This window comes from Streptomyces chiangmaiensis (assembly GCF_036281785.1).
GTDB lineage: Bacteria > Actinomycetota > Actinomycetes > Streptomycetales > Streptomycetaceae > Streptomyces > Streptomyces chiangmaiensis.
On record NZ_JAYWVC010000046.1, the window covers coordinates 14,141 to 30,911 of the forward strand.

Genomic DNA, 16,771 nt, shown 5'->3' on the forward strand with positions numbered 1-16,771 from the left:
AGCGATCCGTTCCCTTACTCTTCCTCTCGAAGCCAAAGACCGCTGGTCGTTGCCGTGCGCTCGGTTGAGGGTGCGGTGGCCGAAGGATCCGCTGAACTGCGGACGGCCCGCGCAGGTGACAGTGGAAGAGCTCCCGGAGCGCGTGCGTCCACCGTACGTGCAGCCGGTCGAGTCCGCCCCGTGCGCCTGCGCCGGGGCGTTTCGTTTTCCTCAGCCCCTTCCGAGCGGTCCCATCACCCGGAAGGAGGCCGACGCTCTATGGCAAGGCCCGACAAGGCTGCCGCGGTAGCCGAGCTCGCGGAGCAGTTCCGCAGCTCGAACGCCGCCGTGCTGACCGAGTACCGGGGTCTCACCGTGGCGCAGCTCAAGACGCTGCGCCGGTCGCTCGGTGAGAACGCCCAGTACGCCGTGGTGAAGAACACGCTGACCAAGATTGCGGCCAACGAGGCCGGGATCACGACGCTCGACGACCTGTTCAACGGTCCGACGGCGGTCGCCTTCGTCACCGGTGACCCGGTGGAGTCGGCGAAGGGTCTTCGTGACTTCGCCAAGGACAACCCGAACCTCGTCATCAAGGGCGGTGTCCTTGACGGCAAGGCGCTGTCCGCCGACGAGATCAAGAAGCTTGCGGACCTCGAGTCCCGCGAGGTTCTGCTCGCCAAGCTGGCGGGCGCCATGAAGGGCAAGCAGTCCCAGGCTGCCGCGCTCTTCCAGGCGCTCCCGTCGAAGCTCGTCCGCACCATGGACGCTCTTCGCGCCAAGCAGGCCGAGCAGGGCGGTGCCGAGTAATTCGGCTCGCGAAATGACCGCCGCCTGACGCGACGGTCGTAGCGGGCCGAACGTACGCCCGCCAGACATGTACATCCGGCACCAGCCGAATCAATGGAAGGATCGCCCATCATGGCGAAGCTCAGCCAGGAAGACCTGCTCGCGCAGTTCGAGGAGATGACCCTCATCGAGCTCTCCGAGTTCGTGAAGGCGTTCGAGGACAAGTTCGACGTCACCGCCGCCGCTCCGGTCGCCGTCGCCGCCGCCGGCGCCCCGGGTGCCCCGGCCGCCGAGGCCGCCGAGGAGAAGGACGAGTTCGACGTCATCCTCACCGGCGCCGGCGACAAGAAGATCCAGGTCATCAAGGTCGTGCGCGAGCTCACCTCCCTGGGCCTGAAGGAGGCCAAGGACCTGGTGGACGGCGCCCCGAAGCCGGTCCTGGAGAAGGTCAACAAGGAGGCCGCGGAGAAGGCCGCCGAGTCCCTCAAGGGCGCCGGCGCCTCCGTCGAGGTCAAGTAACACCTCGTCGGGTCCGCACCGGACTCACGGGCCCGCACAGGGCTCACTGGGCCGTACGGGGCTTCGGCTCCGTACGGCCCTTTTGCGTACGCGGGGCACGGTTCACCTGAACGGCGCACGCGGCCTCTCCGGGCTCCGATCGCAGCTCACGCGCAAGGCTGTAACGCGAACGCACCGAAGGGCGATCACCCATCCGGGTGGTCGCTCTTCGTCGTTCCCGGGGGACCGGCGGCGGCTGCCTTGCGCCCGTCGCCGCGGGGAGTATGGTGATCTTCGTCGTGCCTCCCGAGGGCCCCGGTGACAGGTTGCAAGTGACGATGGCAGCACCCGGTTTGAGCAAGGGGGGCCTTGACGAACTGCACGCAGCGCGCAATTCTCAGGACGCGTCGTCACAACGATCCGAATCCGAGGCATGGATCGACGACGAAGAGGGCAGTATCGATGTGCATCGAGGGCGTGGCTTCCCGCAGGTGTTGAGAGACAACGAGGGCTTTCATCGTGAGCCTGAAAACTCGCACTGGACATCAGTGTGCCAAGTGGCTACACTGACCCTTTGCGCTGCCTGTTAGCTGTCTCCTGCCCGTCACCAGGAGCACGCTCCCTGCTCGAGCACAACGATCAGAAGTCTCTGACCTGGGACTTTCCATCTCTGTGCCCGGCGGGGACCGGGACGCGCGTAGTGAGTCCGAGCCCTCGGAAGGACCCCCTCTTGGCCGCCTCGCGCACTGCCTCGACCGCGAATATGAACAACGGCGCCAGCACCGCCCCGCTGCGCATCTCCTTTGCAAAGATCAAGGAGCCCCTCGAGGTTCCGAACCTTCTCGCGCTGCAAACCGAGAGCTTCGACTGGCTGCTCGGCAACGACGCGTGGAAGGCTCGCGTCGAGGAGGCTCTGGAGTCCGGTCAGGACGTCCCCACCAAGTCCGGCCTCGAGGAGATCTTCGAGGAGATCTCCCCGATCGAGGACTTTTCCGGGTCGATGTCGCTGACGTTCCGCGACCACCGTTTCGAGCCGCCGAAGAACTCGATCGACGAGTGCAAGGAGCGCGACTTCACCTACGCCGCGCCCCTCTTCGTCACGGCCGAGTTCACCAACAACGAGACCGGTGAGATCAAGTCCCAGACGGTCTTCATGGGCGACTTCCCGCTCATGACGAACAAGGGCACCTTCGTCATCAACGGCACCGAGCGTGTCGTGGTGTCGCAGCTGGTCCGTTCGCCCGGTGTCTACTTCGACTCCACCATCGACAAGACGTCCGACAAGGACATCTTCTCGGCCAAGATCATCCCGTCCCGGGGTGCCTGGCTGGAGATGGAGATCGACAAGCGCGACATGGTCGGTGTCCGCATCGACCGCAAGCGCAAGCAGTCCGTGACCGTTCTCCTGAAGGCGCTCGGCTGGACGACCGAGCAGATCCTCGAGGAGTTCGGCGAGTACGAGTCCATGCGCGCCACCCTGGAGAAGGACCACACCCAGGGCCAGGACGACGCGCTGCTCGACATCTACCGCAAGCTGCGTCCGGGCGAGCCCCCGACGCGTGAGGCCGCGCAGACGCTGCTCGAGAACCTCTACTTCAACCCCAAGCGCTACGACCTCGCCAAGGTCGGCCGCTACAAGGTCAACAAGAAGCTGGGTGCGGACGCTCCGCTCGACGCGGGCATCCTGACCGTCGAGGACGTCATCTCGACGATCAAGTACCTGGTCAAGCTGCACGCGGGCGAGATCGAGACGGTCGGCGACTCCGGCGAGACGATCGTCGTCGAGACGGACGACATCGACCACTTCGGCAACCGCCGTCTGCGCAGCGTCGGCGAGCTCATCCAGAACCAGGTCCGCACAGGTCTGGCCCGTATGGAGCGCGTCGTGCGCGAGCGCATGACCACGCAGGACGTCGAGGCGATCACGCCGCAGACCCTGATCAACATCCGGCCGGTCGTCGCCTCCATCAAGGAGTTCTTCGGCACCAGCCAGCTGTCCCAGTTCATGGACCAGAACAACCCGCTCTCCGGGCTGACGCACAAGCGGCGTCTGTCCGCGCTCGGCCCGGGTGGTCTCTCCCGTGAGCGGGCCGGCTTCGAGGTCCGTGACGTGCACCCCTCGCACTACGGCCGCATGTGCCCGATCGAGACCCCTGAAGGCCCGAACATCGGTCTGATCGGCTCGCTCGCCTCCTACGGCCGGGTCAACGCGTTCGGCTTCGTCGAGACCCCGTACCGCAAGGTGAACGACGGCCAGGTCACCGACGAGGTCGACTACCTGACCGCCGACGAAGAGGACCGATTCGTCATCGCGCAGGCCAACGCCACGCTGACGGACGAGCTCCGCTTCGCCGAGAACCGTGTACTGGTCCGCCGCCGCGGCGGTGAGGTCGACTACGTCAGCCCCGAGGACGTGGACTACATGGACGTCTCGCCGCGCCAGATGGTGTCGGTCGCGACCGCCATGATCCCCTTCCTCGAGCACGACGACGCCAACCGTGCCCTCATGGGCGCGAACATGATGCGTCAGGCCGTGCCGCTGATTAAGTCCGAGTCCCCGCTCGTCGGCACCGGCATGGAGTACCGCTCCGCCGTCGACGCCGGCGACGTGGTCAAGGCCGAGAAGGCGGGTGTGGTCCAGGAGGTCTCCGCGGACTACATCACCACGGCCAACGACGACGGCACGTACATCACGTACCGCCTGGCCAAGTTCTCCCGCTCCAACCAGGGCACCTCGGTCAACCAGAAGGTCATCGTCTCCGAGGGCGACCACGTCGTCACGGGCCAGGTGCTCGCCGACGGCCCGGCCACCCAGAACGGTGAGATGGCGCTCGGCAAGAACCTGCTTGTGGCGTTCATGCCGTGGGAGGGTCACAACTACGAGGACGCGATCATCCTGTCGCAGCGCCTCGTGCAGGACGACGTCCTCTCCTCGATCCACATCGAGGAGCACGAGGTCGACGCCCGTGACACCAAGCTCGGTCCCGAGGAGATCACCCGCGACATCCCGAACGTCTCCGAGGAGGTCCTGGCCGACCTCGACGAGCGCGGCATCATCCGTATCGGTGCCGAGGTCATCGCCGGTGACATCCTCGTCGGCAAGGTCACCCCGAAGGGTGAGACCGAGCTGACCCCCGAGGAGCGTCTGCTGCGCGCGATCTTCGGTGAGAAGGCGCGTGAGGTCCGTGACACCTCGCTGAAGGTGCCGCACGGCGAGACCGGCAAGGTCATCGGTGTGCGCGTCTTCGACCGCGAGGAGGGCGACGAGCTGCCGCCGGGCGTGAACCAGCTGGTCCGCGTCTACGTGGCGCAGAAGCGCAAGATCACCGATGGTGACAAGCTCGCCGGCCGCCACGGCAACAAGGGTGTCATCTCCAAGATCCTGCCGATCGAGGACATGCCGTTCCTGGAGGACGGCACCCCGGTCGACATCATCCTCAACCCGCTGGGTGTGCCGTCCCGAATGAACCCGGGACAGGTCCTGGAGATCCACCTCGGCTGGCTCGCCAGCCAGGGCTGGGACGTCTCCGGTCTTGCCGACGAGTGGGCCCAGCGCCTGCAGGCGATCGGCGCCGACCAGGTCGACCCGCGGACCAACGTCGCGACCCCGGTCTTCGACGGTGCCCGTGAGGACGAGCTGGCGGGTCTGCTGGAGCACACCATCCCGAACCGCGACGGGGACCGCATGGTGCTCCCGACCGGTAAGGCGCGGCTGTTCGACGGCCGCTCCGGTGAGCCGTTCCCGGACCCGATCTCGGTCGGCTACATGTACATCCTGAAGCTGCACCACCTGGTCGACGACAAGCTGCACGCCCGTTCGACCGGTCCGTACTCGATGATCACCCAGCAGCCGCTGGGTGGTAAGGCCCAGTTCGGTGGCCAGCGCTTCGGCGAGATGGAGGTGTGGGCCCTCGAGGCCTACGGCGCCGCCTACGCCCTCCAGGAGCTGCTGACCATCAAGTCCGACGACGTCACCGGCCGCGTGAAGGTCTACGAGGCCATCGTCAAGGGCGAGAACATCCCCGAGCCCGGCATCCCCGAGTCCTTCAAGGTGCTCATCAAGGAGATGCAGTCCCTGTGTCTGAACGTGGAGGTGCTGTCCAGCGACGGTATGTCCATCGAGATGCGCGACACCGACGAGGACGTCTTCCGCGCTGCGGAGGAGCTCGGCATCGACCTGTCCCGGCGCGAGCCGAGCAGCGTCGAAGAGGTCTGACGGGAGTCCGGCGGGTCTGAATCCCCAGACCCGCCGACCCCCAGGCCCCCGTACAGACCGAAAGACTTACAACCCTGAGAGGGATTGACGCATAGTGCTCGACGTCAACTTCTTCGACGAGCTCCGGATCGGCCTGGCCACCGCTGACGACATCCGGCAGTGGAGCCACGGCGAGGTCAAGAAGCCCGAGACCATCAACTACCGCACCCTCAAGCCCGAGAAGGACGGCCTCTTCTGCGAGAAGATCTTCGGCCCCACCCGGGACTGGGAGTGCTACTGCGGCAAGTACAAGCGCGTCCGCTTCAAGGGCATCATCTGCGAGCGCTGTGGCGTCGAGGTCACGCGCGCGAAGGTGCGCCGTGAGCGGATGGGCCACATCGAGCTGGCCGCCCCTGTCACGCACATCTGGTACTTCAAGGGTGTTCCGTCGCGGCTGGGCTACCTGCTCGACCTCGCCCCGAAGGACCTGGAAAAGGTCATCTACTTCGCGGCGTACATGATCACGTACGTCGACGAGGAGCGCCGTACGCGTGACTTGCCCTCCCTGGAGGCGCACGTCTCCGTCGAGCGGCAGCAGATCGAGAACCGTCGCGACGCCGACCTGGAAGCCCGCGCCAAGAAGCTCGAGGCCGACCTGGCCGAGCTGGAGGCCGAGGGCGCCAAGGCCGACGTGCGCCGCAAGGTGCGCGAGGGTGCCGAGCGCGAGATGAAGCAGCTGCGCGACCGTGCGCAGCGCGAGATCGACCGTCTCGACGAGGTGTGGACCCGCTTCAAGAACCTCAAGGTCCAGGACCTCGAGGGCGACGAGCTGCTCTACCGCGAGCTGCGCGACCGCTTCGGTACGTACTTCGACGGTTCGATGGGTGCCGCGGCGCTGCAGAAGCGCCTGGAGTCCTTCGACCTCGACGAGGAGGCCGAACGCCTCCGCGAGATCATCCGCACCGGCAAGGGCCAGAAGAAGACCCGTGCGCTGAAGCGGCTGAAGGTCGTGTCCGCGTTCCTGCAGACCTCCAACAGCCCCAAGGGCATGGTCCTCGACTGCGTGCCGGTCATCCCGCCGGACCTGCGTCCGATGGTGCAGCTGGACGGTGGCCGCTTCGCGACCTCCGACCTGAACGACCTGTACCGCCGCGTGATCAACCGCAACAACCGTCTGAAGAGGCTCCTGGACCTCGGTGCCCCGGAGATCATCGTCAACAACGAGAAGCGCATGCTTCAGGAGGCCGTTGACGCCCTCTTCGACAACGGCCGTCGCGGCCGCCCGGTGACGGGCCCCGGCAACCGCCCGCTGAAGTCCCTCAGCGACATGCTGAAGGGCAAGCAGGGTCGATTCCGTCAGAACCTGCTCGGCAAGCGTGTCGACTACTCGGCGCGTTCCGTGATCGTCGTCGGTCCGCAGCTGAAGCTGCACCAGTGCGGTCTGCCGAAGGCGATGGCGCTGGAGCTGTTCAAGCCGTTCGTGATGAAGCGCCTGGTCGACCTGAACCACGCGCAGAACATCAAGTCGGCCAAGCGCATGGTCGAGCGCGGCCGCACGGTCGTGTACGACGTGCTGGAAGAGGTCATCGCGGAGCACCCGGTTCTGCTGAACCGTGCGCCCACGCTGCACCGCCTCGGCATCCAGGCCTTCGAGCCGCAGCTGGTCGAGGGCAAGGCCATCCAGATCCACCCGCTCGTCTGCACCGCGTTCAACGCGGACTTCGACGGTGACCAGATGGCCGTGCACCTGCCGCTGTCCGCGGAGGCGCAGGCCGAGGCCCGCATCCTGATGCTGTCCTCGAACAACATCCTCAAGCCGGCCGACGGCCGCCCGGTCACGATGCCGACCCAGGACATGGTCCTCGGTCTGTTCTTCCTGACCACGGACGGCGAGATGCGGAACGTGAAGGGCGAGGACCGCTCCTTCGCGTCCGTGGCCGAGGCGATCATGGCGTTCGACGCCGGCGAGCTCTCGCTGCAGGCGCGCGTGGACATCCGCTTCCCGGTGGGCACCATCCCGCCGCGCGGCTGGACCCCGCCGGCCCAGGAGGAGGGCGAGCCGGAGTGGCAGCAGGGTGACACCTTCCGTCTGAAGACCACGCTGGGCCGTGCGCTCTTCAACGAGCTGCTGCCCGAGGACTACCCGTTCGTCGACTACGAGGTCGGCAAGAAGCAGCTCTCCGAGATCGTCAACGACCTCGCCGAGCGCTACCCGAAGGTGATCGTGGCGGCGACGCTCGACAACCTGAAGGCGGCCGGCTTCTACTGGGCGACCCGTTCCGGCGTCACCGTCGCCATCTCCGACGTCGTCGTTCCCGAGGCGAAGAGGGAGATCGTCAAGGGCTACGAGGCGCAGGACGAGAAGGTCCAGAAGCAGTACGAGCGCGGTCTGATCACCAAGGACGAGCGCACGCAGGAGCTCATCGCGATCTGGACCAAGGCGACCAACGAGGTCGCCGAGGCGATGAACGACAACTTCCCGAAGACCAACCCGATCTTCATGATGGTGAACTCGGGTGCACGAGGCAACATGATGCAGATGCGTCAGATCGCCGGTATGCGTGGTCTTGTGTCGAACGCGAAGAACGAGACCATCCCGCGGCCCATCAAGGCGTCGTTCCGTGAGGGTCTGTCCGTGCTGGAGTACTTCATCTCCACGCACGGTGCCCGTAAGGGTCTCGCGGACACCGCCCTGCGTACCGCCGACTCGGGTTACCTCACCCGTCGTCTGGTGGACGTCTCGCAGGACGTCATCATCCGCGAGGAGGACTGCGGCACCGACCGTGGCCTCAAGCTCCACATCGCCGAGCGCGGCGCCGACGGCGTCCTGCGCAAGGCGGAGAACGTCGAGACGTCCGTGTACGCGCGCTGCCTCGCCGAGGACATCGTCGTCGACGGCAAGGTGCTGGCCCCGGCCGGTACCGACCTGGGCGACGTGCTCATCGACGAGCTGATCGCACAGGGCATCGAGGAGGTCAAGACCCGCTCGGTCCTGACCTGCGAGTCCGCCGTCGGCACCTGTGCCATGTGCTACGGCCGCTCGCTGGCCACGGGCAAGCTGGTCGACATCGGTGAGGCGGTCGGCATCATCGCCGCCCAGTCCATCGGTGAGCCCGGTACCCAGCTGACGATGCGTACCTTCCACACCGGTGGTGTGGCCGGTGACGACATCACCCAGGGTCTGCCCCGTGTCGTCGAGCTCTTCGAGGCCCGTACCCCGAAGGGTGTCGCCCCGATCTCCGAGGCCTCCGGCCGCGCCCGGATCGAGGAGACCGAGAAGACCAAGAAGATCGTCATCACGCCGGACGACGGCAGCGACGAGACGGCCTACCCGATCTCGAAGCGTGCCCGACTCCTGGTCGGCGAGGGCGAGCATGTCGAGGTGGGCCAGAAGCTCACCGTGGGTGCCACCAACCCGCACGACGTGCTGCGCATTCTGGGCCAGCGTGCCGTCCAGGTTCACCTGGTCGGCGAGGTCCAGAAGGTGTACAACTCGCAGGGTGTGTCGATCCACGACAAGCACATCGAGATCATCATCCGGCAGATGCTGCGCCGTGTGACGATCATCGAGTCCGGCGACGCCGAGCTGCTGCCGGGCGAGCTGGTCGAGCGCTCGAAGTTCGAGCACGAGAACCGTCGTGTGGTCCAGGAGGGCGGTCACCCGGCCTCCGGTCGTCCGCAGCTCATGGGTATCACCAAGGCCTCGCTGGCGACCGAGTCCTGGCTGTCGGCGGCGTCCTTCCAGGAGACGACCAGGGTCCTCACGGACGCGGCGATCAACGCCAAGTCCGACTCCCTGATCGGCCTCAAGGAGAACGTCATCATCGGTAAGCTCATCCCGGCCGGTACGGGTCTGTCCCGCTACCGCAACATCCGGGTGGAGCCGACCGAGGAGGCCAAGGCCGCGATGTACTCGGCCGTCGGCTACGACGACATCGACTACTCGCCGTTCGGTACGGGCTCCGGCCAGGCCGTGCCGCTGGAGGACTACGACTACGGTCCGTACAACCAGTAAGCGAGCGGTTTGAGTTGAGGGGCGGTCACTTCGTCGTGGAGTGACCGCCCTTCGGCGTTGGCAGCAACCGGTATCGGCCGATACCTGTGCCGGACGTGCCGGTTCGGCGCATGATGGGAGCAATCGGGGGAGGTACTCCGTGTCGTATCCGTCGTGGCAACCCTGGCAGCAGGGACAGGGGCAGGGTGGGTTTCCCCAGCCATGGCCGGGCCAGGCCGTTCCTTCCGTCCCGCCGTCCCTGCTCGCCTCGCACGCCGACCGCGAGCGTGCCGTGGACGTGCTCCGGGCGGGGTACGCCGAAGGGCGGCTGGGGCAGCCGGAGTTCGACGATCGGGTCACGCGGGCGTACGCGGCCCGCACACTCGGCGAACTGGCCCTGCTCGTGGCCGACCTGCCGCAGGGCCCCGCGGCGCGGACCGACGTCGTGCCGCAGACGTTCCTGCCCGCGCCCCGGCCGAAGACGAACGAGAAGGCCGTCGGAGCCCTGATCTGCGGCCTGCTCTGCCTGCCCACCGCAGGCCTCACGGGCATCCCCGCGGTCGTCCTGGGTCACGCGGCCCGCGCCGAGATCCGCCGCAGGGGCGAGGGTGGCGACGGCCTGGCGCTGACCGGTCTCGTCCTCGGCTGGCTGGCGACGGCGGGCTGGGCACTCGTTCTGGTGCTGTTGCTGACGGCGGCGCTCGTGACGGAGTGAGGGCCGGGCCGTGGTGCCGCGGCATCGCCCCGTACCCGCCGAGGTGCCCGTATCGTTGATTCGAAGATCACATACGGCGCATGGGGTTGACATGCTCGGTGCGGCAGTGCCGGGCAGGTCCATTTGTTTTGACCACAGCGAATGAGGTAGGTACGCTCAGACCTTGTGCCTGGGGTGTGCCCTGGCTCCCGTGCGTGCCTTGAAACCGCATGGCGAGCCGTCACCGGCCACCGTAATCTGCGCCCTTTTCGCCTTGCGGCGGGAGTCTGCGGGATTCGACACACCCGACCGCGTGGGTCGGCGAAGTTCCAGGTTAGCTGTACCCATCGGCACACAGAAACCGGAGAAGTAGTGCCTACGATCCAGCAGCTGGTCCGTAAGGGCCGGCAGGACAAGGTCGAGAAGAACAAGACGCCCGCACTCGAGGGTTCCCCTCAGCGTCGCGGCGTCTGCACGCGTGTGTTCACGACCACCCCGAAGAAGCCGAACTCGGCCCTGCGTAAGGTCGCGCGTGTGCGTCTGACCAGCGGGATCGAGGTCACGGCCTACATTCCGGGTGAGGGACACAACCTGCAGGAGCACTCCATCGTGCTCGTGCGCGGCGGCCGTGTGAAGGACCTGCCGGGTGTTCGCTACAAGATCATCCGTGGCTCCCTCGACACCCAGGGTGTCAAGAACCGCAAGCAGGCCCGCAGCCGTTACGGCGCCAAGAAGGAGAAGTAAGAATGCCTCGTAAGGGCCCCGCCCCGAAGCGTCCGGTCATCATCGACCCGGTTTACGGCTCTCCTCTGGTGACCTCCCTGATCAACAAGGTGCTGCTGAACGGCAAGCGCTCCACCGCCGAGCGCATCGTCTACGGTGCCATGGAGGGTCTGCGCGAGAAGACCGGCAACGACCCGGTCATCACGCTCAAGCGCGCTCTCGAGAACATCAAGCCGACCCTCGAGGTCAAGTCCCGCCGTGTCGGTGGCGCCACCTACCAGGTCCCGGTCGAGGTCAAGCCCGGCCGTGCCAACACCCTGGCGCTGCGCTGGCTGGTGGGGTACTCCCGCGCCCGTCGCGAGAAGACCATGACCGAGCGTCTGCTGAACGAGCTCCTCGACGCGTCCAACGGCCTCGGCGCCGCTGTGAAGAAGCGCGAGGACACGCACAAGATGGCCGAGTCCAACAAGGCCTTCGCGCACTACCGCTGGTAGTCGCTACCCCATCGAGAAGCGAGAGAAGACTGAAGCCTCATGGCTACCACTTCACTTGACCTGGCCAAGGTCCGCAACATCGGGATCATGGCCCACATCGACGCGGGCAAGACGACCACCACCGAGCGGATCCTGTTCTACACCGGCGTTTCGTACAAGATCGGTGAGGTCCACGACGGCGCTGCCACCATGGACTGGATGGAGCAGGAGCAGGAGCGTGGCATCACGATCACCTCGGCTGCCACCACCTGTCACTGGCCGCTGGAAGACGTCGACCACACCATCAACATCATCGACACCCCGGGCCACGTCGACTTCACGGTCGAGGTGGAGCGCTCCCTGCGCGTGCTCGACGGTGCCGTGACGGTGTTCGACGGCGTCGCCGGCGTGGAGCCTCAGTCCGAGACGGTGTGGCGTCAGGCGGACCGCTACGGCGTTCCGCGTATCTGCTTCGTCAACAAGCTCGACCGCACTGGTGCCGAGTTCCACCGCTGCGTCGACATGATCTCCGACCGTCTGGGCGCGCTGCCGCTGGTCATGCAGCTGCCGATCGGTGCCGAGGCCGACTTCAAGGGCGTCGTGGACCTGGTCCGCATGAAGGCGCTCGTGTGGTCTGCCGAGGCCACCAAGGGTGAGATGTACGACGTCGTCGACATCCCGGCCACGCACACCGAGGCGGCCGAGGAGTGGCGCGGCAAGCTGGTCGAGACCGTCGCCGAGAACGACGAGGAGATCATGGAGCTGTACCTGGAGGGCGAGGAGCCCTCCGAGGAGCAGCTGTACGCCGCGATCCGTCGTATCACCATCGCCTCCGGCAAGTCCAAGGACACCACGGTCACCCCGGTGTTCTGCGGTACCGCGTTCAAGAACAAGGGCGTCCAGCCCCTGCTCGACGCGGTCGTGCGCTACCTTCCCTCCCCGCTCGACGTCGAGGCCATCGAGGGCCACGCCGTCAACGACCCGGAGGAGGTCGTGAAGCGCAAGCCGTCCGACGCGGAGCCGCTGTCCGCGCTGGCGTTCAAGATCATGAGCGACCCGCACCTCGGCAAGCTCACCTTCGTCCGGGTCTACTCGGGCCGCCTGGAGTCCGGCACCGCGGTGCTGAACTCCGTCAAGGGCAAGAAGGAGCGCATCGGCAAGATCTACCGCATGCACGCCAACAAGCGTGAGGAGATCGAGTCGGTGGGCGCCGGCGACATCGTCGCCGTCATGGGCCTGAAGCAGACCACCACCGGTGAGACGCTGTCCGACGACAAGAACCCGGTCATCCTGGAGTCCATGGACTTCCCGGCTCCGGTCATCCAGGTCGCCATCGAGCCCAAGTCGAAGGGCGACCAGGAGAAGCTGGGTGTCGCGATCCAGCGCCTGGCCGAGGAGGACCCGTCCTTCCAGGTCCACTCGGACGAGGAGACCGGCCAGACCATCATCGGCGGTATGGGCGAACTGCACCTCGAGGTGCTGGTCGACCGTATGCGCCGTGAGTTCAAGGTCGAGGCCAACGTCGGCAAGCCGCAGGTCGCGTACCGCGAGACGATCCGCAAGGCCGTCGAGCGCGTGGACTACACGCACAAGAAGCAGACCGGTGGCACCGGTCAGTTCGCCAAGGTCCAGATCGCGATCGAGCCCATCGAGGGCGGCGACGCCTCGTACGAGTTCGTGAACAAGGTGACCGGTGGTCGTATCCCGAAGGAGTACATCCCTTCGGTCGACGCCGGTGCGCAGGAGGCCATGCAGTTCGGCATCCTCGCCGGCTACGAGATGACCGGCGTGCGCGTCACGCTGATCGACGGTGGCTACCACGAGGTGGACTCCTCCGAGCTCGCCTTCAAGATCGCCGGCTCGCAGGCCTTCAAGGAGGCCGCGCGCAAGGCCAGCCCCGTGCTGCTCGAGCCGATGATGGCCGTCGAGGTCACCACGCCCGAGGACTACATGGGCGAGGTCATCGGCGACATCAACTCCCGCCGTGGCCAGATCCAGGCCATGGAGGAGCGTGCCGGCGCCCGTGTCGTGAAGGGCCTGGTTCCGCTGTCGGAGATGTTCGGCTACGTCGGCGACCTCCGCAGCAAGACGTCGGGTCGCGCGAGCTACTCGATGCAGTTCGACTCCTACGCCGAGGTTCCGCGGAACGTCGCCGAGGAGATCATCGCGAAGGCCAAGGGCGAGTAACGCACCCCGTTTACACGCTTTAGGCTTGACACCGACCGCCGGGGGTCCTTCTCCGCGAAGAACCCCGGCGGGCGGCACCCCAGCAAAGATCACCTGGCGCCGATGAGTAAGGCGTACAGAACCACTCCACAGGAGGACCCCAGTGGCGAAGGCGAAGTTCGAGCGGACTAAGCCGCACGTCAACATCGGCACCATCGGTCACATCGACCACGGTAAGACGACCCTCACGGCCGCCATTACCAAGGTGCTGCACGACGCGTACCCGGACCTGAACGAGGCCACCCCGTTCGACAACATCGACAAGGCGCCCGAGGAGCGCCAGCGCGGTATCACCATCTCCATCGCGCACGTCGAGTACCAGACCGAGTCGCGTCACTACGCCCACGTTGACTGCCCGGGTCACGCGGACTACATCAAGAACATGATCACCGGTGCCGCGCAGATGGACGGCGCGATCCTGGTGGTCGCGGCCACCGACGGCCCGATGCCGCAGACCAAGGAGCACGTGCTCCTGGCCCGCCAGGTCGGCGTTCCGTACATCGTCGTCGCCCTGAACAAGGCCGACATGGTGGACGACGAGGAGATCCTGGAGCTCGTCGAGCTCGAGGTCCGTGAGCTCCTCACCGACTACGAGTTCCCGGGTGACGACGTTCCGGTCGTCCAGGTCTCCGCTCTGAAGGCGCTCGAGGGCGACGCGAAGTGGACCGAGTCGGTCCTCAACCTGATGAAGGCCGTCGACGAGTCCATTCCGGAGCCGGAGCGCGACGTCGACAAGCCGTTCCTGATGCCGATCGAGGACGTCTTCACGATCACCGGTCGTGGCACCGTCGTCACCGGTCGTATCGAGCGCGGTATCCTCAAGGTCAACGAGACCGTGGACATCATCGGCATCAAGCCGGAGAAGACCTCCACCACGGTCACCGGCATCGAGATGTTCCGCAAGCTGCTCGACGAGGGCCAGGCCGGTGAGAACGTCGGTCTGCTGCTCCGCGGCATCAAGCGTGAGGACGTCGAGCGCGGCCAGGTCATCATCAAGCCGGGCTCGGTCACCCCGCACACCGAGTTCGAGGCGCAGGCCTACATCCTCTCCAAGGACGAGGGTGGCCGCCACACGCCGTTCTTCAACAACTACCGTCCGCAGTTCTACTTCCGTACGACGGACGTGACCGGCGTCGTGACCCTCCCCGAGGGCACCGAGATGGTCATGCCGGGTGACAACACCGAGATGAAGGTGGACCTCATCCAGCCCGTCGCCATGGAGGAGGGCCTCAAGTTCGCCATTCGCGAGGGTGGTCGGACCGTGGGCGCCGGCCAGGTCACCAAGATCGTCAAGTAAGTTCCGCTTGCTTGAGGGTCACCCGCTGACCTGAAGAGGCCCGTACGACTTCGGTCGTTCGGGCCTCTTCGTCGTGTCCGCGGTCGGCGGACAACTGGCGCTGTGGGGAGGGGCTTTCGCGCCCGGGGTCCGCAGCGTGCGGGCCCCTGCGCCGGGTACCGCGGCAGGCGGGTACGCGTGTGCGGCCACTCGGTCGGGGGCGTGGGCCGCGTTCCCTCGGCCTACGTGGCGGATCGGCCGGTTCCGGCACCGGAGTTACGCGGGCCGGGCCGTTCGAGGGAACGGCGGGTGTCGTGCTCCGACGGGACGGGTGCTGCTCATATTTTCGGTAGGCATGAAGAGCGTAGTGGCTGATCAGATGCCTGGTCCCAGTCGGCGTAGCACCCTCGCCGGGATCGTCGGTGCGGCCGGGGCGGCGGTGGTCGCCGGATGCACGGCCCCGAGGCGCGCGCCGAAGCCGGCTCCTGTGCGCACGAGTCCGGCCTCCGCTCCGAAGGTCGGCCCTGCCCCCGGCGTGATGATGCTGTTCGACGACTCCGGGTTCAACTTCGACGGGCTCCGGGCGCTCGGCGGATCCGGTCAGGGCAGCGCCGACGCGGGAGAGGTGCTCACCGCCGTCAACGCGATCAACAAGGCCGGCCTCTCGGCGCAGACGTATGTGCGGACCTTCAGAAGGCTCGGAGACCGGCTGATGAAGGAGCCCGAGGACGGCAGAACCGACGCGTCGACCATGCGCTTCCGCGCGCTGCGTGCCGCGCAGTACTACGCGCAGGCGTTGTTCTACGTCCTCGACTCCGACGACCCCGGCAGCGAGGAGGGGCTGTACCAGGCGGGACGCGGCGCCTGGGACACGTTCTGCAGGCTGTCCGACGCGGCTCCCGTGACGGACAACGTCACGTACGGGAGCACCCCGCTGCCCGTGTGGTTCTTCCGGCCGGACGCGTCGGGACAGCCCCGTCCCACCGTGATCCTCACCAACGGCAGCGACGGGCAGAACGTCGACATGTGGACCTACGGGGTCCGCACCGCCCTGGACCGGGGCTGGAACGCTCTCGTGTACGACGGGCCCGGACAGGGGCAGATGCTCTTCTTGAACCGGGTGGTCTTCACCCCCAGCTGGGAGCATGTGGTCTCGCCCCTCGTCGACTGGCTGGTCTCCCGGTCCGACGTCAACGGCGACAAGATCGCCGTCGCCGGGCTCAGCATGGCCGGCGACCTGGCCGCCCGTGCGGCGGCCTTCGAGGAACGCATCGCGGCCCTGGTGACCATGCCCGGCTGCCTGGAGCCGTGGCTGGGCTTCCCCAAGGAGATCCGGGAGGTCCTCACCGCGAACAAGGACGAGACCAACAACGTCTGGAACAAGGAGGTGGCCCCGAAGCTGTCCCGCACCGAAGCGGCGATGCTGAAGAAGCGCTTCGAGCCGTTCTCCGTGCAGGCGATGCTCGCCGCCCGTCAGGGCAAGCTCTTCACCGACTTCTACACCCCGGCCAAGCTGATCCAGTCGCTGGCCGTGACGAACGTCGTGAGCCGCATCAAGGTGCCCACCCTGGTCCTCGACTACGAGTTCGAGCAGTTCTACCCGGGGCAGGCGGGCCAGATGTTCGACGCGCTGACCGCTCCCAAGGAGTATGTGAGGCTCACCGCCGCGACCGGCGCGCAGCTGCACTGCTCGCCGATGGCTCCGCAGCAGCACTGCGAGGTGGTCTTCGACTGGCTGCAGAGGACGGTGTAGAGCGCCCGGAGGGCGTCGCCACAGTGGCCGCCTGCCCGGATCCCACAGCACCCGGCGGGGGCGGCGGACGGGCGAGAACGCCGGATCGCCGGAGGCGGACACCGGGGCGGTGCGTTTCGTGCGCGATTCCGCCGGGGTACTCTCTACGGCTCGATTGGCCAGCCCCCCGCC

At 66.7% G+C, this 16,771-nt stretch carries 10 protein-coding genes; all 10 read left to right on the plus strand.

Annotated features, from left to right (window positions below):
* Window positions 1-258: 258 nt before the first annotated feature.
* Window positions 259-789 carry a 50S ribosomal protein L10 gene (gene rplJ / locus VXC91_RS16310; protein ID WP_329507989.1) on the plus strand — a complete coding sequence of 177 codons (531 nt, stop codon included), beginning with the start codon at window positions 259-261 and terminating at the stop codon, window positions 787-789.
* A 111-nt stretch (window positions 790-900) separates the two neighbouring features.
* Window positions 901-1,287 carry a 50S ribosomal protein L7/L12 gene (gene rplL / locus VXC91_RS16315; RefSeq protein ID WP_329507990.1) on the plus strand — a complete coding sequence of 129 codons (387 nt, stop codon included), beginning with the start codon at window positions 901-903 and terminating at the stop codon, window positions 1,285-1,287.
* A 709-nt stretch (window positions 1,288-1,996) separates the two neighbouring features.
* The gene (rpoB, locus tag VXC91_RS16320) at window positions 1,997-5,482 is read left to right on the plus strand and encodes a DNA-directed RNA polymerase subunit beta (RefSeq protein ID WP_329507991.1); all 3,486 of its coding nucleotides are present in this window, start codon (window positions 1,997-1,999) and stop codon (window positions 5,480-5,482) included.
* Between the two features lie 94 nt (window positions 5,483-5,576).
* Window positions 5,577-9,476 carry a DNA-directed RNA polymerase subunit beta' gene (locus tag VXC91_RS16325; protein WP_329507992.1) on the plus strand — a complete coding sequence of 1,300 codons (3,900 nt, stop codon included), beginning with the start codon at window positions 5,577-5,579 and terminating at the stop codon, window positions 9,474-9,476.
* A gap of 139 nt (window positions 9,477-9,615) precedes the next feature.
* Complete coding sequence (locus VXC91_RS16330; protein WP_329507993.1) at window positions 9,616-10,170, plus strand: DUF1707 and DUF4190 domain-containing protein; 555 nt, start codon at window positions 9,616-9,618, stop codon at window positions 10,168-10,170.
* Window positions 10,171-10,521: 351 nt separating this feature from the next.
* Complete coding sequence (gene rpsL / locus VXC91_RS16335) at window positions 10,522-10,893, plus strand: 30S ribosomal protein S12 (RefSeq protein WP_003948652.1); 372 nt, start codon at window positions 10,522-10,524, stop codon at window positions 10,891-10,893.
* Between the two features lie 2 nt (window positions 10,894-10,895).
* Window positions 10,896-11,366, plus strand: coding sequence for a 30S ribosomal protein S7 (gene rpsG / locus VXC91_RS16340; RefSeq protein WP_003998848.1), 471 nt, complete (start codon window positions 10,896-10,898; stop codon window positions 11,364-11,366).
* 39 nt (window positions 11,367-11,405) lie between these two features.
* Window positions 11,406-13,532: an elongation factor G gene (gene fusA / locus VXC91_RS16345; RefSeq protein WP_329507994.1), complete on the plus strand. Its 2,127-nt coding sequence runs from the start codon at window positions 11,406-11,408 to the stop codon at window positions 13,530-13,532.
* A 142-nt stretch (window positions 13,533-13,674) separates the two neighbouring features.
* Complete coding sequence (gene tuf / locus VXC91_RS16350) at window positions 13,675-14,868, plus strand: elongation factor Tu (protein WP_329507995.1); 1,194 nt, start codon at window positions 13,675-13,677, stop codon at window positions 14,866-14,868.
* A gap of 466 nt (window positions 14,869-15,334) precedes the next feature.
* Window positions 15,335-16,600: an alpha/beta hydrolase family protein gene (locus VXC91_RS16355; RefSeq protein ID WP_329507996.1), complete on the plus strand. Its 1,266-nt coding sequence runs from the start codon at window positions 15,335-15,337 to the stop codon at window positions 16,598-16,600.
* Window positions 16,601-16,771: the final 171 nt, after the last annotated feature.